This is a genomic window from Fibrobacter sp. (assembly GCA_024398965.1).
Taxonomy (GTDB): Bacteria; Fibrobacterota; Fibrobacteria; order Fibrobacterales; family Fibrobacteraceae; genus Fibrobacter.
On the sequence record JAKSIF010000020.1, the window covers coordinates 23860 to 47925 of the forward strand.

General features: G+C 49.6%; 18 protein-coding genes. 5 read left to right on the forward strand and 13 right to left on the reverse strand.

Going from position 1 to position 24066, the window contains the following annotated elements; genetic code table 11:
* Nucleotides 1–48 precede the first annotated feature (48 nt).
* Nucleotides 49–1407, reverse strand: coding sequence for a hypothetical protein (locus MJZ26_09405; protein MCQ2105995.1), 1359 nt, complete (start codon nt 1405–1407; stop codon nt 49–51).
* Nucleotides 1408–1670: 263 nt separating this feature from the next.
* On the opposite strand from MJZ26_09405, the gene MJZ26_09410 reads away from it, so the two are divergent.
* From MJZ26_09410 to MJZ26_09425, 4 genes are read left to right on the forward strand one after another with little or no spacing between them, the layout of a single operon-like run.
* Nucleotides 1671–3059, forward strand: a complete 1389-nt coding sequence (locus MJZ26_09410; protein MCQ2105996.1) for a chloride channel protein — start codon at nt 1671–1673, stop codon at nt 3057–3059.
* Nucleotides 3059–3997: an SPASM domain-containing protein gene (locus MJZ26_09415; GenBank protein MCQ2105997.1), complete on the forward strand. Its 939-nt coding sequence runs from the start codon at nt 3059–3061 to the stop codon at nt 3995–3997. Before MJZ26_09410 ends, MJZ26_09415 begins: the two co-directional genes overlap by 1 nt.
* Nucleotides 3998–4011: 14 nt before the next feature.
* On the forward strand, nt 4012–4923 hold the full coding sequence (locus tag MJZ26_09420; protein MCQ2105998.1) for an arginase family protein: 912 nt from the start codon (nt 4012–4014) through the stop codon (nt 4921–4923).
* 44 nt (nt 4924–4967) lie between these two features.
* Nucleotides 4968–5858: an rRNA pseudouridine synthase gene (locus MJZ26_09425; GenBank protein ID MCQ2105999.1), complete on the forward strand. Its 891-nt coding sequence runs from the start codon at nt 4968–4970 to the stop codon at nt 5856–5858.
* A 7-nt stretch (nt 5859–5865) separates the two neighbouring features.
* On the opposite strand, the gene ftsE is transcribed toward MJZ26_09425, so the two are convergent.
* The 6 genes from ftsE to rfbD all read right to left on the reverse strand — a co-directional run bounded on the left by ftsE (nt 5866) and on the right by rfbD (nt 14121).
* Nucleotides 5866–6555 (reverse strand): cell division ATP-binding protein FtsE, encoded by a 690-nt coding sequence (gene ftsE, locus MJZ26_09430; GenBank protein ID MCQ2106000.1) that lies wholly within the window; start codon nt 6553–6555, stop codon nt 5866–5868.
* A gap of 13 nt (nt 6556–6568) precedes the next feature.
* Nucleotides 6569–7855: a peptidylprolyl isomerase gene (locus MJZ26_09435; GenBank protein MCQ2106001.1), complete on the reverse strand. Its 1287-nt coding sequence runs from the start codon at nt 7853–7855 to the stop codon at nt 6569–6571.
* Nucleotides 7855–8682 (reverse strand): hypothetical protein, encoded by an 828-nt coding sequence (locus MJZ26_09440; protein ID MCQ2106002.1) that lies wholly within the window; start codon nt 8680–8682, stop codon nt 7855–7857. The genes MJZ26_09435 and MJZ26_09440 overlap by 1 nt, the downstream gene beginning before the upstream one ends.
* 45 nt (nt 8683–8727) lie before the next feature.
* Nucleotides 8728–12831: a DUF3418 domain-containing protein gene (locus MJZ26_09445; GenBank protein MCQ2106003.1), complete on the reverse strand. Its 4104-nt coding sequence runs from the start codon at nt 12829–12831 to the stop codon at nt 8728–8730.
* Between the two features lie 225 nt (nt 12832–13056).
* Complete coding sequence (locus MJZ26_09450) at nt 13057–13203, reverse strand: hypothetical protein (protein ID MCQ2106004.1); 147 nt, start codon at nt 13201–13203, stop codon at nt 13057–13059.
* A 3-nt stretch (nt 13204–13206) separates the two neighbouring features.
* The gene (gene rfbD, locus MJZ26_09455) at nt 13207–14121 is read right to left on the reverse strand and encodes a dTDP-4-dehydrorhamnose reductase (protein ID MCQ2106005.1); all 915 of its coding nucleotides are present in this window, start codon (nt 14119–14121) and stop codon (nt 13207–13209) included.
* Nucleotides 14122–14252: 131 nt separating this feature from the next.
* On the opposite strand from rfbD, the gene MJZ26_09460 reads away from it, so the two are divergent.
* On the forward strand, nt 14253–15413 hold the full coding sequence (locus MJZ26_09460; protein MCQ2106006.1) for a GDSL-type esterase/lipase family protein: 1161 nt from the start codon (nt 14253–14255) through the stop codon (nt 15411–15413).
* A gap of 156 nt (nt 15414–15569) precedes the next feature.
* Here MJZ26_09460 and MJZ26_09465 read toward each other — a convergent pair whose 3' ends face one another.
* From MJZ26_09465 to MJZ26_09490, 6 genes are all read right to left on the reverse strand, one after another.
* Nucleotides 15570–17336, reverse strand: a complete 1767-nt coding sequence (locus MJZ26_09465) for a glycoside hydrolase family 11 protein (protein MCQ2106007.1) — start codon at nt 17334–17336, stop codon at nt 15570–15572.
* Between the two features lie 234 nt (nt 17337–17570).
* Nucleotides 17571–20276 (reverse strand): DNA gyrase subunit A, encoded by a 2706-nt coding sequence (gene gyrA / locus MJZ26_09470; GenBank protein ID MCQ2106008.1) that lies wholly within the window; start codon nt 20274–20276, stop codon nt 17571–17573.
* Nucleotides 20277–20301: 25 nt separating this feature from the next.
* On the reverse strand, nt 20302–21174 hold the full coding sequence (surE, locus tag MJZ26_09475) for a 5'/3'-nucleotidase SurE (protein ID MCQ2106009.1): 873 nt from the start codon (nt 21172–21174) through the stop codon (nt 20302–20304).
* A 101-nt stretch (nt 21175–21275) separates the two neighbouring features.
* Nucleotides 21276–21503 (reverse strand): hypothetical protein, encoded by a 228-nt coding sequence (locus MJZ26_09480; GenBank protein ID MCQ2106010.1) that lies wholly within the window; start codon nt 21501–21503, stop codon nt 21276–21278.
* A 378-nt stretch (nt 21504–21881) separates the two neighbouring features.
* On the reverse strand, nt 21882–23174 hold the full coding sequence (locus tag MJZ26_09485) for a fibrobacter succinogenes major paralogous domain-containing protein (GenBank protein ID MCQ2106011.1): 1293 nt from the start codon (nt 23172–23174) through the stop codon (nt 21882–21884).
* Between the two features lie 53 nt (nt 23175–23227).
* Nucleotides 23228–23983: a TrmH family RNA methyltransferase gene (locus MJZ26_09490; GenBank protein ID MCQ2106012.1), complete on the reverse strand. Its 756-nt coding sequence runs from the start codon at nt 23981–23983 to the stop codon at nt 23228–23230.
* Between the last annotated feature and the right edge of the window lie 83 nt (nt 23984–24066).

Sequence of the window (24066 nt, forward strand, 5' to 3'; positions counted from 1 at the left end):
AAAAGCGCCGCGGCAGGGATTTGGTAATGCACTTCCCTGCCGTTTTTTTTACTCTTCGTCCTTCAACAAACGGAAAGCCTTATTCATATAATAAAAGTCCTTCGCGTTCACATTTTGCAATGCATCCAGCTTTTTCAATTCAGGATGAGCCTTTTCCAGGTCCTGTTTGAAAGCATCCCAACGTTGCCAGGATTCCGCATTGGACAAGGATTCCACCACTTTTTCTTCAAGGAAGTTTTCTCTGGTAAAGAACGTTGTCCAAACTTCCAGACTTAACTTCTTGAAGATTTTCTTGATGCCTGCCACCGCTTCCTTTGAATAGCCATAAGTGTTACCCACGTAGCAAATCATCAACGTGTCGATCAGGAACATGGCCAGGGTTTCATTTTTAGCCAGTTCACCTAACTTCGATTCTTCATCTAGAATTTTTGTCAGGGAACGGACATGTTCCGGTTCCGTATAGAAATTATCAATTCGATAATGGGCAACAAACAACTGGTACACAGCTCGAAGCAGTTCATCCCTACGGCCCGGCTTTCGGCTGTTCCGCAAAGCCTTACGTTGGCGAGCCTTTTCCACAAACTTTGCCATAAAGGCAGCATCGCTTTCCGTATTCATGATCGTAGCATCGAACACACCAATAGAAACGCCAGCCTTAGGGCCGGACATGTAGGTAAACTCGACCTGTCCTTCGTGGGACTGGAAGTAAATCGCCTTGTAAAGATTGTTGTTCTTATTTTTCAGCGTAGCGAAAGCAATATGGCGAGAGCCGCCTTCACTGGAATCATTCTGATCAATTTTCACGAAGCAATGGTAAGCACGAATATTTCCCTGGGTATCGATAATAGTCATGCCATCAAAATCCATCATGGATAAAAGCATGCGGATTCCATCGTCCAGTTTTCTAGCAAAATCAGTTCCATCACCATAAGCAATTGAGACCGGATTTTGAAGAGGTTCTCCACGACTGAAATTTTCGCAATCCTTTTCCCAGGACCATTCGGGAGAAACAACTAGACAGATTGTCCCATGAACTTCCTTCTTGGCGCGTCTAAAGATTCCAGACCACAATGCCACATCACGATTGTACTTCTTTGAAAAATCCGGAACAGGTAGATTTTCCGCGCTGGAAAAATCAAAACTGAGAATCAAGTTTTCTGGTTTGCCGTCTGCGCCAAGGCCAATGACAATCACCTTTGTGCGACTTAGGCTTCCCATAATGACAAAGCCTTTCTGCAAAAAAGAAATTTCAGCAAGACCTGTCTGTTCAATATCAAAATAAACCACACCAAAGACAACGGAATCTTCAGTCTGGTTAATCAAAATATCTGCACCATTGCAACAGAATTCCGTTAGGCTCTTAATAGCTTTCGTTACGGCAGGAACCGTCAAGTTTTCTAAAGGCAATGTCTTTAAAAAATGAGGGCGTCCCTTAATTGAAGGCAGTTCACCTGCTCCCAGGATAATCCGAAAGCTAAAAGTTTTTTCTTCTTCACGATAATTGGAAATCTGCGGAAGAAAGTTTGCTACAGAGGCAACCACTGCATTATGCAAAGACAATGTGTGGCCATTGATAAATTTTTCGACAGTCTGTTTATTTAAGCTCTGATACATTTGCGGATAAAGATAAATTTCTAAATTAGCCTTCGAAAAATAAAAGCGAGTTTTTTATGAATTTCAACGACTTTGGAAAATACAATCAGTTCAAGGAACAGTTCGCCAATATGTCTCCCGAAATGAAGGAACAGATGATGAAAATGGCGAAGGAACAGATGAAGGCCCGTGTGGGTGGATTTTTCAAAAAATGGTTTTCATTGCCTGTACTCACCGTGATTGCAATCGCCTTGGGTGCCGCCATTGGTGCTTTAATGGCGTTCTTTGGACAGGTTCTGCTTGCCGTTGGCGGTTTACGTGACGCCCATCCTATCTACTTTATTCCGGGTCTCGCCTTGGCTGGTGCCGCCATTTTCCTTGCCTATAAGAAATGGGGCAAGGGTGCAGAGCGTGGCATGGGTGTGGTATTTGCGGTAGGTCAAGGCAAGGAGAACAACATTCCACTACGGTTGATTCCCATGGTTGCTGTAGGCACTTGGCTCACCCACCTGTTTGGCGGAAGCGCCGGCCGCGAAGGCGTGGCTGTACAAATTGGCGCAGCCCTCGGCCATAACATTAGCAAGAAGCTTCCCTTTGAAAACGCCGGACACATCTTATTGGTGGCGGGCATGGCTGCAGGCTTTAGCGGTTTATTCCAGATTCCTCTGGCAGCAACAGCATTCGCCCTTGAAGTTCTAATCGTCGGCCATTTGGATTTGATGGCTCTGCTGCCCGCTGCTGCAGCCGCTTTTGCGGCATGCAAAGTTTCCAACATGCTGGGCCTTGAAAAATTCAGCGTAGACTTAAATGGTCTACTGGGATCCAACGGAGGCATTGATGTAGCAGGCCTGTTCATGCAGAATGGTTCCTTGGATGTCAATTTCATTGTGAAGCTAGCCCTGATAGGCATTCTCTTCGGCATTGTGGGCGGCGGTTTTGCAAAGTTGCTTTCCCTCGCCAAGGAATTCTTTGCCAAGAAATTTCCCGACGGTCTAAAGCGAATCGCCATCATGGGCGTAACGCTTTCCGCACTGTTCCTGTTGCTATGGCAGGGTCGTTATTCCGGCCTGGGAACAAATCTCATTGACATGTGTTTTGCAGGAACAGGAATCGCAGACGGAACAGGAATACAGAACTATGACTGGATTTTCAAGTTGGCCTTGACAATCCTGACTTTGGCAGCAGGGTTCCAAGGTGGCGAAGTCACTCCGCTGTTCAGCATTGGAGCAAGCCTTGGCGCAGTTTCTGCCGTAATGTTCGGCCTTCCCTTCCCCTTGGCTGCAGCCTTGGGTTATGCAGCCGTATTCGGAAGTGCAACGAACACCTTATGGGCACCGATCTTGATTGGATGCGAAGTCTTTGGATTCGATACCTTGCCATTTTTCTTCGTGACCTGCGTTGCAGCCTATGTCTGTAACGGGAACCAGTCCATCTATAATCAAAAGAAATTGAAACTGAAGTTCTAGTGAACGGCGTTTACATCGAAATTACGGATGTGTGCAATTTGCATTGCAGCTTCTGCCCCTGCGGAAAGCGGGCCAGAGCTTTCGAGAATTCGCACGTTTGTTCCGCCCGCACGTTCATGCCCACAGAACTTTTTGAGCGATCCGTCACAGAAGCCGCCACAGTAGCCGACCAAGTGTACTTCCACGTACTGGGCGAACCCACATTGCATCCGGATTTCGAGCTGTTTCTCAAAAAACTGGAGTACGTTTCCGCGGCACGATCCGACGGAAAACCGTTGCAGCTTAATTTGACCACCAACGGCACAACCATCGCCCGCTGCGGTAAAGCAATCCTTACCTCCCCCGCAGTTCGCCAGGTGAATTTTTCCACTCACGCCTATGCGGAATTGCCTTTTGACGAAGCCGCGGAAAACCTGCAGAACGTTCTGGATTTTTGTCGCATGGCCGCAGCAGAACGCCCCGACTTGTACATCAATTTGCGATTGTGGAACGTTGGGGATGAAAGTTCCAATGCATGGAATAACTACATGCTGGAGCAGGTGAACAAGGCCTTCGGTTGCGCTCCCATCACCTTAGAGCATTTCTGCAGCCGCCACAAAAGTTTCTTAGTGGAAGGTCGCATTTACATCCATCAGGATTCCCGCTTCGAGTGGCCTGGTTTAGCGGAAAGCAGAAAGGATAAAGTAGAAAGGGGGGTAAGATTTCCGCGGGGAACTTGTCGTGCATTAGACACCCACTGCGCCATTCTTCATGACGGCCGCGTGGTAGCCTGCTGCCTGGATCATAGCGGTCAAATTACCTTGGGGCATATTCAAGAAAATCCCCTGGCAGAAATTCTTTCCTCCCCCATGGCCATTGACATTCGTGAAGGCTTTGCCAATCACGAACTGCGCCACCCCTTCTGCCAAAGCTGCACTTTCTGCAAGCGATTTAAATAAGTTATAATTAGAGCATGCAGTTCTATACAACCATCCAGGACTTTACAGGCGTCTATAGCCAGCAGCCCTTTATGCAAGAGCTGCGAAGGATTGCCTCAAAGTCCGACGAGAAACAACCCGACAAGAAACAGCCCGACGAAGATTGCACTGACATTTATTGGATGGATTGTTCTAAAATCAATGGCACAGACTGTTACTGCGACGACGACGCACAAGCAGAACTTAACAAACTGATGAGCCAAGCTTTGGAAAATGTCGGGCACAGCACAAAGAACAATGCTAGGAACAGCGCAAAGATTGACGTCACTTTGCCAGGCATTCATTTTTTTGATAATGGCAATTACCATTACAACAGTAAGCTTTGGACAGATTGCATTCAGGAGCCTTTTGACCTGGTAATTTTCGATCACCACCCGGACATGCAACCTCCCCGATTCGAGGGAATTCTCAGTTGCGGCGGATGGGTCAAGGAAGTTCTGGACCACAATCCATTTATACGAAACGTTGTGCTAATCGGTGTGGCAGACCACCTTATTGATGAAATCAAGAACGAGCCCTCTGCAGAATTCGAGAAGTACGCCACCCGCGTGACTTTCGTCCCGGAAAGTGCTTTGCGAGAAGACAGCGCCAACACAGCAATCGAAGCGTTAGCAACCCTGAAAACGCAAAGTATTTACATCTCCATCGACAAGGACGCCCTTTCCCTAACCGACGCAGTAACCAACTGGGACCAGGGTTCTTTGACTTTTGCGCAATTAGAACAAACTTTGCGTTCCCTATTCGTCAGCCATAAAATCCTAGGTGTAGACATTTGCGGCGAACGTGCAAATAATCAGGACTACGCAGACGGAATGGACGAAGGCACTGCCGACGCAATGAACAACGAATTGAATAAAAAGTTGTTTAATTTCTTGAAGGCAATCTAGAACCTTCGACTCGCTTCGCTCGCTCAGGATGACACGTAAAAAAAATGAATTTTAAATCTCGCAACAACTTCAGCAAAAACAGCAGTTGGATGAATTCCAGCAACCGACCGCAACAGGCCACTAACAAGTTCGGCGGTGGAGCCCACGGCGTTGCCCGAGTCATTAGCAAGCGTGGCTACTGCAGCCGCAGCAAGGCAGAAATGCTGGTACGTGAAGGTCGAGTCACCTTGAATGGTCGCGTCATCAGAGACCCCGATACTCCAGCCCGGGAAAGTGACGAAATCATCATTAACGGAAAGCGCATCGAGGCCAACGCCAAGGTGTACTTCATGATGAACAAGCCCCGCGGCATCGTCACTACAGCAAGCGACGAAAAAGGCCGCAAGACTGTCATGGAAGTTTTCGCGGAACAGTACCGCAAGCTTTTCCCCGGCAAGGAACCGCCCCACATTGCACCTGTGGGCCGCCTGGACGCCGCCAGTGAAGGTTTACTGTTGTTCAGCAACGATACGGAATGGGCGAACAACATATTGGAACCGCGGTTAAGTTCCGTCCAGGCTAAAGTGGAAAGTTTAAAGGATAAAGGTCCGCAGAATTCCAGCACAACCTTCAACGAGCACAAGAAAATCTACCACGTACAGACCAAGGGCAAGCCCACCGCAGACGACATGAAAAAGATGGAAGAAGGTTTCGTCGTACCGCCCCGCGTTTTCGGAGAGCCGGTCGAATTCATGCACGCCAAGCGCGCAGTCCTACACAGCGAAGGCGAAAAGAACTGCTGGCTGGAAATCACCTTGACCGAAGGCAAGAACCGCGAAATCCGCCGCATGCTGGCTCACTTAGGTTACGAAGTTATGCGCCTTGTACGCATCCAGATCGACAGCTTTACCTTAGGCGACTTAAAGCCAGGCTGTATCAAGGAATTTAAAATCTAGACTGCCGCTAAATCAGATCTCGATTCAATAGTTCGCCGTGATCCAAGGTCAAACGGCGGAAGGGGCTGTTCAAGTAGAAATCGGGATTATGAGTAGCCATCAGCACGGTAGTGCCGCGGGCATTGATTTCCTTGAAAATCTTGAAAACTTCTTCGGCGTTTTTCGGGTCCAAGTTACCCGTAGGTTCGTCAGCCAGCAGCAGGTACGGATTATGCACCATGGCGCGGGCAATGGCAACGCGCTGCTGTTCACCGCCAGACAAGGTGTAAGGCATGGCAAAGCGTTTCTGGCTAATGCCAACAAGGGCCAATGCATCAAACACCGCAGCGTTAATCAGCTTGCTAGGCGTGCCCACAATACGTAAAGCCAAGGCCACATTTTCAAACACATTGCGGTCTGGCAAAAGCTTAAAGTCCTGGAAGATGATGCCCATCTTACGGCGCAAACCCTGAATCTGCTTTTCCGGGGTATTCTTGCTGTCGTAAAGACAATCGCCGGTGAACTTCACCATGACCTGGCCGCCACGTTCTTCGTCGGGGCGTTCATCCATATAGATCAACTTCAAGAGAGTAGACTTACCTGCGCCGGAATGACCCGTCAGGAAAACAAACTCACCCTTGTTGATACGGAACGTCACATTGGAAAGAGCCTTCCAATTTTCCTCGTAGGATTTCGTGACGTGGTTAAAGTGAATCACAGCGCAGCCTCGATTATTCGGTCATGCGAATTTCCACATGGACTTCTTCGCGCCACTTCTTGATAAGGGCGTTAAGTTTTTCGTTTTCCATGCGGGAAGCAGTCATCTGCTCGATCTTGCCGTAGTCTTCTTCAAGAGTCAGATCACGGGTCTGGCGGGAATCATCCAAACGGAACAGATGGTAAGCGCCATCAATCAGCACCGGTTCAGAGACTTCACCAACATTCAGGTTAGCCACAGGGTCCACATAAGCAGGCTCCATTTCGTTTCTCTGGAACCAGCCGAGACGACCACCGGCAAAGTTGCTGGACTTGTCTTCACTATACTTGCGAGCGGCAGCAGCGAAATCTTCCGCGGTCTTGAGATTCTTGTGCAGGGAGTCAGCCAGGGCAATCACATCCGCAGTATCCTTAGCTGTAGGAATCGTGCGAAGCAGAATCTGCGCAGAACGGACACCGTCTTCCTTACGGCCCAGCACGCGGGCAATGTGCCAGCCCAGGTTTGTCTTAACAGGATTGGCGGCATACTGACCATTCTTCAGCTGGTCCAAGGCTCGTTCAAAAGCAGGGTCCAACTGTCCACGCTTGTAATAACCCAGGTCACCGCCCTTTTCGGCAGAAGAATCCTGAGAGTGAGCCTTAGCCAAAAGTTCAAAGCTCATGCCCAGGTTCAAAGTATCGATCAAGGCTTCGGCTTCCTTGCGAACGGAGTCAATAATCATGGAATCCGGAGTGATGGGAATCTGGATATGGCTCAAAAGAACGCAATTGTACTGAGGCGGAATGGAATCCTTGAAATCCTTGTAGAAGGCATCAACTTCCTTCTTGGTGGGATTGATGGAACCAACATGACGTTGACGAACTCGCTGCAGTTCCATGTGTCCACGAATCTGCTTTGCCAGCTGGTCACGATACTGAGCCATGCTGATACCCAGCTGGGCACGGATCGCCTTTTCCAAGGTGGCCAAGGTAGTATTCTGGCTCGCTGCCAACTGGGCCAGGTGAGCATTCACTCGCTGGTCCACTTCGGAATTGCTGACAACGATTGAGTCTCGGTCAATGCGGCTAAGCAAAACCTTTTCTTCAATCATCTGATCCAGCACATACTGCTTCTGCTGTTCTTCCGACATGGCAGAGCCTTCGGGAGTTTCCTGGTAGCGATACAGATTATTCAGGAACTCAGAACGCATGATAGGCTTTCCGTCAACCACGGCGGCAACACCTTCCATCAGCACCGGTTCAGCCAGTACCAAAGAAGACAGCACACAAAGGGCAGAAATAATCCGTTTATAGAGATTCATTATTTTTCCTTTTCACCAAACACGTTCATCTTGGAGAAAATGGGGCGAGAGTTCTTCCATTGTTTCTTCAAACGGTCCATCACGGTTTTCTGATGTTCAACCCACACACGGGAAGCCACATCGTCAACAACCTCTGCATAAGGCAAAACGTCAGCAGAATCAAGACGGGAAACAATCACAGACAATTTCAAAGCTCCGCCGCAAGCCTTAATCATAGAAAGCTTACCGACTTCGGGTTCCTTAATGGAAGGAATCATGCACTTATCCGGAGACGTCGTCACAGAATCAAAAGTGTCGATGGACTTGATGAGATAATGCACATTGGGCATAGCTTCATAGGTGATAGCCTTGTGACCCTTGTAATAAAGGTCGGCAGACTGCCAGTCTCTAAAGGTCAAAACAGCGCCAGAAACCATAGTACGGCCACGGAGGAAGAATTCCGGATGGTTCTTGTAGTAATCCAGGCGTTCCGCATCACCAACCATCATGGTATCCATGTAGGCCTGCAAGAAGTGATCCACAGTCATCTTGCGGATGGTCTGTTCAATCTGGTTCTGAAGGGCTGTATCCTTCAAGGCACCATGGTCTACAGCTTCCTGGTAAATAGTTTCTTCATCAATCCAATGTTCCAGGAAAGTCAGCTTTTCGTGATCGTTCCAGGAATCCCATTCCGGGACCATGCGGCGAACGTCGGATTCATAAAGGCGGGTATCACCCACAGAAACAACAACAGTGTCGATTTTGCCAATGGGCAGGTCACAACTGGTGAGCATTGCAACGGAGGCAACGCTAATAGCGAATAAAAAGGCGTATAAAGATTTCATCACGTACAATTTAGAAAAATGACGTGACCAAGACCAATTCTAAAGGGTTTAGAGACGTCCAAAACGGCCTTTCAATTTTGCCAGGGAGTCCTCTTCCACCACATCCTCGGAGTCATCGGCCTTTCGTTTAAAGCGAAGGATTTCAAATCCTTCCAGCATGGCCTTAGCCTGAAGGAACAATTCCGGGAAATCGGGATCATCTGCGGAAAGGCGTTCAATCTTCGCAAGCAGTTCACGAGCATTTTTCAGTTCGTGATCCTTCATGTAGCGGGCCTTAAGGAAGGGCCTGAAGAAGTCACGCAGTATTCGAAGGTTCAAGTCATCCAGGGACGACTTCTTTGCGGTTTCGGGCATGGGCACATCAAACAGGGACGCCACACCTTTAATACGTTCAAAGAGCGTATTCTCACCTTGATACAAGGCAGTCAATTTTGCCACAAGCGAAGTTCTAGCGTCTCCGGCGTGATCCTTTCCCTGACGCATAGACACGGAGAATTCTCGAAGTACATCCCAGCTCTTGACAAAGGCTTCTGCACCAAGCAGGCCCGCTTCGTATGTTGCACGGACCAAGGCAAGACGGACTTCTTCATCCTCAGAGCGAGTGGTTGACGCAAGATTCTTGAAATCCTTGATTTTCTTTCCACGAGAGAATTCAAGACCTGTAAAGCGGACACAACGATTAGCATCTAGTTTATCTGCAATAAGGGACTTTGCCACCCATATTTTAAGAGCGGTCTTGAAATCATCGGCGTAGACGCCGCCTGTCTCCAACATATTCAAGCGATCAGCAATCAAAGAGGCCAGTAATTCCTGACTAGAAACATCGTATTCCAAGCGCTTGCGGAAACCCTGCCAGAACTTTGATTCGCCATCTTCCATCAAGGCGGAATCTCCAAGACGCCATCCAAACCTGACATTTTCTAATGGGAAATCAATACCGTAGGTAACCACCACAGGGCGGACCGCCAAAAACAGGCTGTAGCTACCCCACTCGGGAGAAAGTTCCACCGGGAACTTTTCTGCAACACCAGGCTTTTCCACATTCAGATGCAAGCGAAGGTGATTTTCCCTTTCCGGAGTTACCGTCGGAATATCACACTCCAGATTCTTCATCTCGCCAAATACTTCGTAAAGACACAGCAGCGGAGCCTTGTGGGGTGCTAACTTCAGTTTATCGCAGAAGGCATCGTCTATCGCCACGCGTTTCGTTTCCATCTGTTTCTTGGAAGCCTTAGGCATCTCGCGTATGATGGATTCAACCATCCATTCACGCCACTGATGAATACTCAACGCCAAGAGAGCAGGTGTCGTATGGGCAAGTAAATCAAAGGGGAACTTCAGGGTAATGCCGTCACAGCTCTTGGTTGCATCAAAAACCATTTCGCCGGAAACCATGCGCGCAACCGTTCCCGAGGCATTGCCCGCCGAATCCATTTCCATGATGCGGAAGGTTTCTACAGAACCGCCGTTCTCTGCAACAGGCTTTGCATCACGGTTATTTCGGGAACCGTTGCGGCCACCGGCCAGCTTGTCGCTGGAACCGACAAAATCCATACGGTTACTAAAGCCGTTGTCGGTGTAGCTTACGCCCGTTTCGCTCTGGTCCAGCCAGAATTTTTCATCAAACTTAAGCCACTGATCGCCCTTTTCCGCCAGGTAGTTTTTCAGAGTCCTGATGGAATTGACCTTGGGGGCGATTCGCACGTAGTAGTCCACCAGAGCATCTTCGCTGGGAGCAAGGCCGAACTGACGCTTGCGAGCTTCCAACGCATGAAGATTTTCCACCACCCGTTCGTTGTGGGTCATGAAGGGGAACGGCCTTGCGATATCGCTCATGACAACGGCATCACGCCAGAATATCTGCGCGCAATCGTCGGGATTCACACGGGCGTAATCTACCCGGTGGCCGCGACTGATGACAAGCCCCCTGAAAGAAACCTCTTCCACAGCCTCGACAAAGCCTCGTTCCTTGTTCCAAACAGGAGCGAACCAGCGGCGGGTACAGAAAGGTTCCGCCACCAGCATAATCCATTCCGGCTTTATCTCTGCACCCTTGGTCAAAAAGATTCGACTGGTTTCACGGACTTCAGCACTAAAGAGCCATTCCACGCTTTTTCCGTAAAGATCGCTACCCGGGAAAATATGGGTTTCACGACCGCTCACCAGGCGATAGCAACCGTTTTCAATATCACGGCGGGCAATCCCACCCAAAAATCCGCTCAGTAGCGCAATATGCAAATTGTCTGCATGGAAGTTTTCCAGAGGGCAAACACGATTTTCAAACTTGGCTTCAAGAATTCGGCCAAACTGTTCATACAGATCGATCCATTCCCTACAGCGCAAGAAATGGAAGGAATTCTTGTCGCAGAACTTACGCAACTTGTTCCAGGACTTACCATCCCATTCTTCGCAGAAGGCGTTCCACATGCTGACATAAGTCAAGAAATCGCTCTTGTGTCCAGCGAACTTTCGATGCAGCTGACGGACACGTCCTCGTTCCGGTTCCTCGTTGGGAACCACTCGCGGGTCCTGAATGCTAAGAGCCGCACAAACAATCAAGGCCGGCTGCAAAACGCCTGTATCACGGGCACGTAAAAGCACCGCGGACAAGGCTACATCCATAGGCAGCTTTGTCATGTCGCGGCCAAGCTTTGTCACATGACCGCTTGCGTTATCCGCCGTAAGGGCGCCAAGTTCAAACAAAGCCTTGTAGGCGCCACGGAAGGCAGAATGAGGCGGTGCCTGCAGGAAGGGGAACGTTTCCAACTCAAGACCAAGACTGCGAAGCTGCAGTACCACGTTGGCCAAGTTGCTACGGCGGATTTCCGGTTCCGTAAAGTCATCCCGCTTTTCAAAATCTTCGGGAGAGTAAAGCCTGATACAGACACCTGGCTTGACGCGGCCCGCACGGCCCGTTCTCTGGCGGGCGCTGGCCTTGGAAATCTCTTCTACCGGAAGCCCCTGGATACGGGCCTGGGCGTTATAGCGGGATATACGGGCCATACCCGTATCCACCACGTAGGCAATGCCCGGAATAGTCAAGGAAGTTTCCGCAATGTTTGTTGCAAGAACCACACGGGTCTTGCTTGTGCTCTTGAAAATACGGCGCTGTTCATCGGGACTCATGCGGCCATAGAGCGGCAAGATGTCGAAGGATGCTGCGTCCAAATCCGGCTTCAGTTCGTTGGCCAAGTCCTGGATGTCACGTTCCGTGGGCAAAAAACAAAGCAGGTGATCCCGATGGCGGCTTTCCAGATCCAGAATAGCATCTCGGGCTTCTTCAATCAGGCCGGAGTCGCCCTTGCCAGAGGCGTCACGGCGATCGTCGTCTTCATCGTCCCAAGGGCCGCGGAAACCATCTCGCGTCTCGTGCTTGGAACCTCGAGCAGCATCCCTAAAATAGTACTCCACGTCCACAGGGAACGTGCGGCCTTCCGCTTCTAGCACGCAGCTGTTATCATAAAATTTTTCGAAGAGGGCTGCATCCAAGGTTGCAGACGCCACAATCAACTTAAACTCGGGACGTGCGGCAAGAACGGTCTTGAAAATCCCCAGCAGGATATCGATATTCAGGGAACGCTCGTGGGCTTCGTCAATAACGATGGCGGAGTATTGCTTGAAAAGCCTGTCACGACGGAACTCCTGCAAAAGGATACCGTCGGTCATCACCTTGATGGGAGCGTCGTTCGTACCCTGTTCCCAGAATCGGATCTTGGTGCTGACCAGTTCATCGTCCTTCAGTTCCTCACGAAGTCGGTCAGCAATAGACATGGCAGCAAGACGGCGAGGTTCCGTAACGCCAATCTTGAATAGCGGCTTGCTAGATCCTGCGCCATTCTGAAGAACCTTCTCCTCGTCATTCTGAGGAACTTTCCCCTCGTCATTCTGAGACTGCGCAGCAGCCGAAGAATCCAGAGAACGTTTTTCACAGCCTTCTTGAGTCTCGAACCGCGAGCCTCGAATCTCAGGCCTCGTGCCTCGCGCCTGAATAAAATACTCCAGCAGGAACTTGGGCAACTGCGTGGACTTACCAGAGCCAGTATCCGCCTTGACGATAACTACCTGATGCTTTTCAAGCAGCTCAAAAAACTCCTGCCGTTTTTCTACAACAGGAAGTTCCGGATATTCAATCTTTAACGCGGTAAGATCCATCAAGATTCAATGAATAATGAAAAATGAATAATTAACAATGAAATTAATCGCGCCTTCGGCGCATTACTATAGAAGTGCGTAGCACCATTATAGCAATTGCTCATTGTTAATTGTTAATTGATAACTCCATTAATATGTCGCTCGGTCATGTCAGCTCGAGCAAGCTCGGCTGCCGCGACTCTCGCTTGTTATTAATTGTTAATTCAAAGATTAAAATCAAGGATTTTAATCTTTGATGTGTCCGCACTTGTCGCAAGTGAACTTGTAGCTATTATCGGGATCCACGACCATGACTCCGTCACAATCCGGATTTTCACAAGGCAGTTCACCAGGCATCACTTCTCGGTAAGTCTTCTTTTCTTCTTCGTTCATAAATTAACCTTCGATTTCCTTGAGGTATCGAGCCAAGGCATCCTGCCAAGTAGGCAACGGCTTAAAACCAGCCTCTACCAGCTTGCTCTTGTCCAGTCGGCTATTGAAAGGACGAGCAGCCTTGCTGAGTCCGTATTCTGCAGTAGTCACAGGAACCACCTTGGTGGACATTCCTGCCTGGCGGTAGATTTCACAGGTAAAATCGTACCAGCTGATAAATCCGCCTTCATTCGTTGCATGATAATAGCCGTACTTCTCGGTTTCATTCATATCGATTAGCAAGCGAGCCAGGTCATAGGTATAGGTCGGAGTGCCGATCTGGTCATTCACCACACGAACCGTATCGTGGGTCTTACCCACATTCAGCATGGTTTTGATAAAGTTCTTTCCGTTAAGGCCAAAGACCCAGGCAATACGGACAATAAAGTACTTTTCCAGCGTATTGGAAACAGCCAGTTCACCTTCCAACTTTGTCTGGCCATAAACATTGAGAGGCTTGTAATCCTTGCAATCGGGCTTCCAGGGTTCTGTACCCTGGCCGTCAAAGACATAGTCCGTACTGATATAGGTCATCTTGCAGCCAAGATGATGGCATGCATCTGCAATATTCTGAGTACCGCCAGCATTAACTGCGCGAACCTTGGCCACATTGGCGTCATCTTCCGCCATATCCACAGCAGTCCAGGCTGCACAATGGATAACGGCATCAGGCTTGATTTCGGCAAGGACCTTGTCCACGGCGGCAGAGTCCGTAATATCCAGCTGGACATAAGGCATCTTTGTTACGGCACTGCCATCGGCGACGCCGCTGTATTCCGGAGCCATGTCTGTACCAACGCCTTCATGCCCACGTTTAGCTAGTTCATTCATTACATCATGACCAAGCTGGCCACCAACGCCCGTAACAAAAAATTTCATGTCAAAATCCCTCAGCGGAGTTGTAATTCCGCATAATCCATACTCTTCCAAAGATAGAAACTATCGTTTTATTCAGTCTCCAAACCTCCCCCGTTTTTTTAGCTAAATTTGACTAAAACAGGAGCTATTCAATGTCCGAAGCAAAATACACAAAATGGGTTGCCGCCTGGGGCAACGCAACATCCATTACCGACCGCACCGCCGCCGTCTATGCCAAGGACATTACACTACGCTACCCCATCCGCATCTGTTTTTCCGGCAGCAAACTGCGCTTCAGGTTTTCCAATCTTACCGGAACGGAACCTGTAGAAATAACAAGCGCCTTTGTCGCCCGCACTTCCGTAGATTCCAGCACTGAATACTCGCCAGTGCAAATTTCCTTCAACAGTCATCCTACCGCGATTATCGAGCCCGGCAAGGAAATCGAAAGCGACGAAATTTTATTTGACGTAACTGCAGGCGAAACCCTTGACGTAAGCATGTATTTCGCAGGTTACACACAAATGAATGCGGGCACGCTCATAACAGGGCCATTGTCCAGCGGCAAATACAGCTATGGCAATTTCGCAGCAAGCAAGGATCTGCCTGCAGATTTAACCCGAAAGACAAACTGGTTCTACTTCCTGAATACAATTGATGTTCTGACAGAAGAAAAGAATCACGCACTGGTCTGCTACGGAGATTCCATCACCGCCCAGGATTGGCCTGATTATCTGTCCCAAAGAGCATGGGAAAATGGATTCCGTAACGTATCCATCATCCGTCGCGCAGTCAGCGGCACACGAATCCTTAGGGAATATAGCTGCATTACCTATGCCGCTTATGGTTTAAAGGGCGCCACCCGATTCCCCATCGAACTGAACGTCGCCGGCGCAAGTGCGGTCATTATCCAGCATGGCATCAATGACATAATCCATCCGGTAGGCGTAGAAGTCAACCCGTTCCGCCCCTGGAGCGACATGCCCACTACAGACGACCTTATCCAAGGCGTTCGTCACCTGTATATTCAACACGCCAAAAGCCTAGGACTAAAAGTCTACAGCGGGACATTGCTCCCGATTTTCGGATGGCGTACATACAACGAAAATCGCGATGTAATCCGCAACGAATTCAACAGCTGGCTACGTTCCTCCAACGAATTTGACGGTTGCGTCGACTTCGACAAAGCCGTGCGAGACACTCAAGATTCACGTAAATTCGCCCAAGGTTTTGACTCCGGAGACCACCTGCATCCAAGTGCTGCCGCCTACAAGGCCATGGCCGAAGCAATTCCCACCGAACTTCTTGAGTAATCCGTCGCAAGCGATGTGCAAATCAGGTTCAGCTTGACTTTGCATGTTTGAATCTTCCATTTTGTACACAAAACATAAAAACGCCCCGCTTTCGCGAGGCGTTCTTCACTATTCATTTAAGGATGTTTCTTAGTGAAATTCGTCTTTTGCTAAATCCTAGCGAGTCACAGAGACCTTCTGAATACGGTTGCCAGACTTCAGCATGTATACGCCGGACTTCTGGAACTTGGCCATCAGAGCATCGCTAATGGAAGATCCGCTTGCCACATCTACGCGGCCCATGAACTTACCCTGCATATCGAATACCTGATAGGTCTTGCCAGAAATTGCCATGTGCATATCAGCAAGGATTGCTTCAGGAACGTCAACATCACCTTCGCTAGAAGAGGATCCCGGTTCAGTACCACCCTGAGAATCAGTTTCGGAACCCGGTTCAGCAGTGGTGAAGACCAGCTTGACGTCACTAATCTTGACTGCACCTGTAGCTTGTCCCAAATTGAAGGCAAACTGAGCGGCATCATCAGAATCTTCTTCCATAGCAAAGATAAAAGCGTATTCCTTTTCCGTGGTGGTGATGTCAAACACCTTAGTGGCGTATGCACCCCAGGGGTCTACGGATTGCTGGAAAGAAACTTCAATCTCGCGAGCTACGTCAGCGCTAGCCTTAAAGGACAACTTGTACTTCATGCCCTTATCAAGAGCCACATTGTACTGAACAAGCTGCGGCTGGTAAGTTTCTTTACCAATAGTGGTAACGTCAACCGTAGCCGTGCCGCCAGCAACAGAAGTCTTTGCAGCAGAGCCACCCCAGTTTGTACCCTGACCCAGGAACCAAGAAGATGCACCGTTGCTTGTAGAAATCACGCTGCTGCTAGAGAAGTCACCATCCTTAAGAAGGTTCACTGTGGTTTCGCCTACCAATTCAAACTTGGCGACCACAGACTTTTCCTTGTCCATGGTTACGGAAATGGTTTCGGTAGAACCAGTAGCGCCACCTTCCCAACCCACAAACTTCCAGCCATCGTTGGCTTTGGCGGTGAGCTGTACAGTTGATTTTGGAGCATAATAGTTAGAGTTTGGGCTCTTTGTCACAGTACCTGCAGCAGCCGGAGATGCAGTTACATTGAGGGCAAATTCATCGGCACTGCCACCGATTTTCAGCAGGTTCTTCTTAACTTTAGCATAACCCTTTGCAGTACCCGTATTTCCAGTGTAGGATTCAATTTTCATGGAAGCAACTTCATACAGCTTACCCATCTTCATACCAGCTTTAGCCCATTCGCTGAAGTGCTTGGAAATAGAAATGGTACCCTTGGTACGATGCTGGCTCGTATTCGACGGGATGGACCAATACTGCTTAAAGGTGCTGGTACCCGAAAGAGAAGGTTGCTGAATACGGTCGGTAGTATAGAAATCGTAGCTAATACCATCGATAACGGCAGAACCCCACTTTTTACCGCCCGAGGTAGGATTGTAGCTTCCGCGATCCTGGACAATGTAGTATTCAATTTCATTGCTGAAACCATTGGGAATGTCCTGCTGGTCGTAATAGCCCCAGCCATAGACACTAACATACTTCACGTTGTCGGTGGAGCTCCATTCCACATCAAATTCGGAGGTAATATTACCCACATTCTGTACGGTAACATTGGAGTTAGACCCCCAACGCTTTCCGGTACGGGCTAACATGTTGATAGTACCCTGCCATTCAACTTCGAAAGCACCACCATTTTCGGCGCTTACGTTAAGCTTCATAGTTGCGGAACCGGCACCATTCTGGCTCCAGAGTTCGTAATCATAGCCACCGGCGCTACCCATTTTCTGGGATGTGCCATTGGAGCAGGTAACGGTCTGTCCCCAGGAAATGGAAGACGAAATGGCGGCCATGGCAAAGGCTGTTGTTAAAACTTTTTTGATACTCATATTTTTCCTCTCAGGGAGTTATTTGTACACTCTTCTAATTTATACTATTCTACATGAGTTGTTAAGCACTACTGGACCAATTCCGTTGTTGGGTTTTACAACATTCAAAAACTTTAGTTTACACTAAATAAGAACCCCATTCAAAAAAAAAACGCGTTTTTTGCTTAAATATCGCAAATACAAAAAGCCCCCGCTTCAAAAAGCAGGGACTTTTTTGCAACTTTTATTTAAAAGTTATTCTTCGGAACCATCCGTCGGAACGCCGATCTGCTGTTCCGGCTTATCATCCTTTACAACAGAGTCGTCATCCACTTCAACGCCTTCGACATGGTCGAAGGTTTCCTTGGCTTCTGCGGAATCCTGTTCGATGTCTTCGACGCTGGGCAGTGCGGTTGCATCCTGGACGGTGTCGCCATCGTTTAGACGGATGCACTTCACGCCGATTGCGCTACGGTTGGTCAAGCGGATAGTTTCAGCTTCGATACGGATGACCTGGCCTTCCTTACTGGTAATGATCAAGTCGTAGTCGTCGGCAACGCTTTCCACGAATACTGCCGGACCCGTCTTTTCCATACCATCAGCGCTGAGGTTGCGAACACCCTTGCTGCCACGCTTAGTCACGCGATAAGAAGACGGCTGAGAACGCTTACCAAAGCCCTTCTCGGTAATGGTCACGATCTTGTTGCCTTCCTTGAGCCAGATGAGAGAAATGACTTCGTCACCTTCGGCCAGGGTAATGCCCTTCACGCCGTGAGTACCGCGGCCCATGCTACGCATGCAGCTAATGGGGAACGTTACAGCCTGGCCCATCTTGGTGGCAATCATCAAGAGGTCCTTGGCGATGGGCTGTGCAGCAGTTTCGTCGGCATCTTCGGATTCGTTAGCGACCTGAGCTTCTGCAGCAGCCTGGGCTTCTGCGGTTTCGTCGTTGTCGTCACCGGCCTGAGATGCGTTGAATTCTTCGGCGCTCATGCCCACCAGCTGAACCTTCACCAATTCGTCATCTTCGTCAAGGCTAATGGCGTTGACGCCAGCCTTACGGGGACGGCTGAAGAGGGTGAGATCCATCTTGTTGACAATACCCTTCTTGGTAGCGAACACCAGGCAGAAGTAGCCACCGAACTTACGGACCGGTACAATGGCCTGAACCTTTTCGCCTTCGGTGAGACCGATAAAGTTGATAATGGGGCGACCCTTGCTGCTGCGGTTGCCTTCGGGCAGGCGATAAACCTTGGTCCAGTAGGCACGGCCCTTGTTGGTGAACACCAGCAGGTAGCTATGGGTGCTTGCGGTAAAGATCTGGTCAACGTCATCGTCGTCCTTGAGACCGGTACCTACGACACCCTTGCCACCGCGGCTCTGGGCCTTGAAGGTATCGATAGGCAAGCGCTTGATGTAACCTTCCTTACTCAAGGTAATGACCTGTTCTTCTTCGGCGATCAGGTCTTCGTAGTCATAGTCGTCAACAGCATCTTCAATGCTGGTACGGCGTTCGTCACCAATCTTAGCGACAATTGCATCCAAACGTTCAAGCAGAATAGCAATACGACGTTCGCGCTTTTCCAGGATATCCTTCAAGTCAGCAACGGTAGCCAACAGTTCGTTGTATTCCGCTTCCAACTTTTCCAAGTTCAAGCCGGTAAGCTGGGCAAGACGCATATCCACGATAGCCTGGGACTGGATTTCGTCCAAGGAGAAGCGTTCCTGCAAAGCCTGCTTTGCCGCTTCCGTGGTCTTGCTGCTCTTGATAATCTGGACCACTTCATCGATGTTCTGGGTAGCAATACGCAGGCCTTCGATAATGTGAAGACGAGCCGCAGCCTTGTTCAAGTCGAACTGAGTGGAGCGTGTAATTACATCAAGGCGATGGTCAATGTAAATCTGGATAAGGTCCTTGAGAGTCAAGACCTTAGGCAGGTTGTTCACCAAAGCCAGATTGTAGATGCTGAAGGTGGTCTGCAGCTGGGTATTCTTGAACAGGTTGTTCAGAACCACTTCTGCAACAGCATCCTTACGGAGTTCAATGACAATACGGATACCTTCGCGGTTCGTTTCGTCACGGATGTCGGTAATACCGTCTACACGCTTGTCCTTTACAAGTTCAGCAATCTTCTTGCAGAGCTCAGACTTGTTCACCATGTAGGGAATTTCAGACACGATGATGCGGGGCTTGCCGCGGCTATCCACATCGATTTCGGTACGTGCACGGAGGCGAACCTTGCCATGACCAGTGAGGTAGGCGTCACGGATGCCGGCGCGACCGCAAATAATACCGCCAGTGGGGAAATCCGGACCGCTGACGTAACCCAGCAATTCTTCGCCGGTAATGTCCGGATTCAAGGCCTGGGCGTGAATTGCATTGGAAATTTCACGAAGGTTATGGGGAGCCATGGAGGTTGCCATACCCACAGCAATACCGGTAGTACCGTTCACCAGCATGTTGGGAAGTGCAGAGGGCAAGACCTTCGGTTCTTCCAAGGATTCGTCGAAGTTGGGACCCATGTCCACGGTATCTTTTTCAAGATCTTCCAGCATCAGGGAGCCGCAGGCATTCATCTTGGCTTCGGTATAACGCATAGCAGCAGCGCCATCACCGTCGATAGAACCGAAGTTACCCTGACCGAAAACCAGAGGATAGCGGAGGGAGAAATCCTGAGCCATACGTACCAAGGTTTCGTATACAGCAGAGTCACCATGGGGGTGGTACTTACCGATGACGTCACCCACAATACGGGCAGACTTCACGGTGGGCTTGTTGGGAACCACGCCCAGCTTATGCATACTGTACATCACGCGACGATGCACCGGCTTAAAGCCGTCACGGGCGTCGGGCAGAGCACGGGCCACAATCACGCTCATGGAATAGCGCAGATAGCTTTCCTGCATGTCCTTTTCGATCAAGGACTTGAACTGTGTTCCTGGTACCAATTCTTCTGACATTACTTATCCTTCTTTGGGTCGGGGTTTAGCCCAGCCCATTTATCGTTTTATTTAATCTATCTAAACTTTCATAGTCGGTCTGGTCTATGCGGTGCGGGGTGATGGTGGCGTAACCCTGGTTCAACAGATAGTCATCACTATCCACAGGGGATTCGTTCCATAATTTGTCGCCATCAAGCAACCACAGCTTGTCGCCAGAGCCATCGTCGGCATCCACCAGGCTGTAGTGGTCCGTAAACATTTCGTGGGCCATCTTCGTGGACTTGTAGCCCTTGAAGTCTGCAGGTTTTACCTTGGGGAAGTTCACGTTCCAGAAGGTTCCGGGCGCGATACTTTCAAAAAGGCGTTCCTTGACCACGCGTACTGCAAATTCCACGGCAGTTTCCAGCAGGTCTCCCCCACAACCGCGGAGGGAAAGCGCAACGCCGGGAACACCCCACAGGGCGGCTTCGCGGGCACCGGCAACCGTACCGGAATACAAGGACGAGACGCCGGAATTTTCGCCAACGTTCACGCCGGAGAAACAGACGTCGAATTCACCTGCGGCAGAGCTTACTCCATTGCAGCCTTCGGGTTCCAAAGAAAGCCCGAATTTTGCGAAATGACCTAAGGCAAACTTGGCGCAATCTGCAGGTGTGCCAGACACGGAATAGAATTCATAAGGCCAGGCTTTTGTACCGTCGGCTGCCACGGGAGTGGTTTCATCCACGGGCACCTGTTTGACGCGCAAACCTCTGCGCACGGTAAAGGCCTGACTGACCCCGCTCTGCTCCGTTTCGGGGGCAAAAACGAACACATCAGCCACCTTGGACAAGGCAGCCGCAAGAGCGCGCAGATTGCCGCTCTTAAACCCATCGTCGTTTACGATGAGAACACGTGTTCTAGGGGTATTTTGCATGCTCTTACAAAGATAGAAAAAAGCGGTTCTGCCACTTCAAAAATTGGTAAAAAAACGCCCCTTTTGAGGGCGTTTTTTGGGTGGAAAACATCAACAAATTTCTATAAGCAGTGTTTCTGGATTTCTGCGATAGAAAGTCCAGTTCCCTTGGAAACCTGTTCCACAGAAAGGCCCATGGCAAGGAAGTTCTTGGCGGATTGCACAAGCTTTACAAAGCCCTTCGCAAGGCCGCGAGCTTCGCCAATTTCTTCACCTTCGGCACGGATTACATCGGCTACAGACACAAAGCCGTTGCGCTTGCGTTCTGCCATGATTTCTGGACGGTCCATGATTGCCTCCCTGTATTCCGAAGATGATTCCTCACCTAAGTATAGCAAAACTTCTTGGATAAAAGCGTGCAAGGTGAAATTGCAAAAATAAACTTGTTTATTTTTATAATGGAACCGTAGCCGCGGACGCCAAAGGCGTCAATGCCATCGTGGTCTTTTGTATTCATAGATTTTCCTTTCCTTGCAAACAAGCAGAAATTGCAAGGCATGTTGAGTTAAGTGTGCGCGAAGGGTTTGCACGAGATGTAATTTAGAAACAGTTAAATGACAAAAGATGACATTTGAAGAGAATCGTGTAAAAAAATCGGGCCGCCTTGCCTTGCGGCTTGGCAGCCTGGATTGGCGTTGCCTATGCTCTGGTTCGGTTATAAGTTTGCTTTAGTCCTTGAGGCAACGCAAACTTCGACCGCTGTTCTTGTAGCTGCCGCCCTGGCTCGCGTAGTCGCTATTGTAGTAGAAGTACTGGCTCCACGCGTTGTAGCTATCGTACTCAGTGGCAGACCACAAGTAGGCGCTGCTACCCTCATTGTAGAAATTGCCACCGTCGTACCTGCCACCGGCGGGGAGCACCGAGAAACCATACTTGTCAGTCCCGTTACCGCTCTTGCCGTTATAATCATTCCAGCCGCTGGTGGATTTCAACAACGAACCAGCGGTGCTGGAACCACCGATGTAGGTGTACAGAGTGCTGTACTCCTCGTTCGTGGGCACATGCCAGCCTTCTGGGCAAATGCCGCGGTGGGGGCTATTGGGGGTACAGGTCTTGCCATAGCCACACTTGGTTCCCGCATTTACATTGAACTGGGCAGCACTATCCATCACTGCACTCCAGGTATAAAGGCGACCGTACTTGTCGCAGTTGGAAGCCTTGTTTTCGTAGCACCAACTGGTGGAATCGGAAGTGTAACTGATGTATTTGTACTTCACGCCAATGTATGCGTAGTTCAGGTTCTCAGCCATCCAGGTCTGGGTGCCAATGGTGATGGTCTTGTAAACTTGACCGTCGCGTTCATCCGCGAATTCGCCGTAGTCGATGTCAGGATTAAGGTATGCCCAAGCAGCTTTGACACTGCTACTAGAATTCTCGATCGTGGTCGAAGATGACGAAGATGAACTACTAGCAACCGATGATGAAGACTTCGCGGAGCTGGATGACGCAACAGAGCTGCTGCTGAGATCCTCAATCGGAGTCGAAGATGACGAGGAAGAACTTACAACCGACGAAGAAGACTTCGCGGAGCTGGATGACGCAACAGAGCTGCTAGATCCCTCGACTTCGCTCGGGATGACACTGGAGGAAGGAGGTAGTTCTACGCTAGAAGATGATTCCACAGAACTAGAGGAAACCGCAGAGCTGGAACTACTAGCAATAGAAGAGGAACTCTTCACGCTAGAGGAGCTAACAACCGACGAAGACGACTCCACGGAACTAGAGGAAGTTACTGAGCTGGAACTTGCAATAGAACTGCTAGATCCTTCGCTATCGCTCAGGATGACACTGGAGGAGGAACTCAGGATGACTCTAGAGGAGGAACTCGGGGTGACACTGGAGGAGGATTCTTCAGCGGGATTTTCATCCCCGGACGAACCATTCGCAGAAGTACTGTCATCGCAGGCAGCAAGGCCCAAAGCCAGCGCAAACGCAACACTTGTCAAGAAATTCTTTTTCATTTTCCATTTCCTTGCAAAAAATTTCAGAGAGCTTCAAGAACAACCTTCTGTTATTATTCAGAATAGCTCGAGCGGATCTTAAACGCCATGATGGCGAATGCTCCAGCCACATTCATGCTGGCCTTACGACCCGCCATGGGAATGGTCACCTTCATGGTGGTGGCGGCCATGATTTCGGGAGCGATTCCCAGTTCTTCGTTACCCAGGATAATCAGGCCCTTTTCCGGCCATGTTACTTTGTTTATATCGGGAATATCTTCGCCAGTTTCAAGGGCAATAATCTCGTAGCCGTTTTCCTTGTGCCAGTTGATGCAGTCAAAAGGATCTTCCCAGCGTTTGATGGGAATCCATTCCTGGCAACCGCGGGCGGCACTTTTCACGGTCACATGATCGGGACTGCAGCTATATCCGCTAAGGTGTACGCCTTCCAGTCCGAAACAGTCGGTACTACGAATGATGGAGCCTACGTTAAAGGCACTGCGAAGGTTGTGAACCAGCACTGCAAACTGAATCGGCTTTTCTGCGGCTTCCTGACGGTCGCCCGGTTCCTGCTCCAGATAAACGTCACGTTCAAAGCCAAGGCCTGCGCGGGTGCGGAAAGTCTTGTACAGGTCAATCATCTGGGCCTGATTCTTGCCTACCAAAGTTTCTTCTGCAGGAAGTTTCATCCAACCGGCGTAGGTCTCAAATTCACGACGAGCGCGGGGAACGTCATCGCCCAACTGCAAAATGATGACACGCAGAAGTTCCGCCAAGCGCTTATACTTGGAGGTTTCCTTTGTAGCGAGGAACTTTTTTTCAGAAAACATCGTTCTAGATCCTTCGTCTCCACTTCGTTCCGCTCAGGATGACACGCGGGAGGAGAACATAGGCTTGAGCAATTAACAATTAA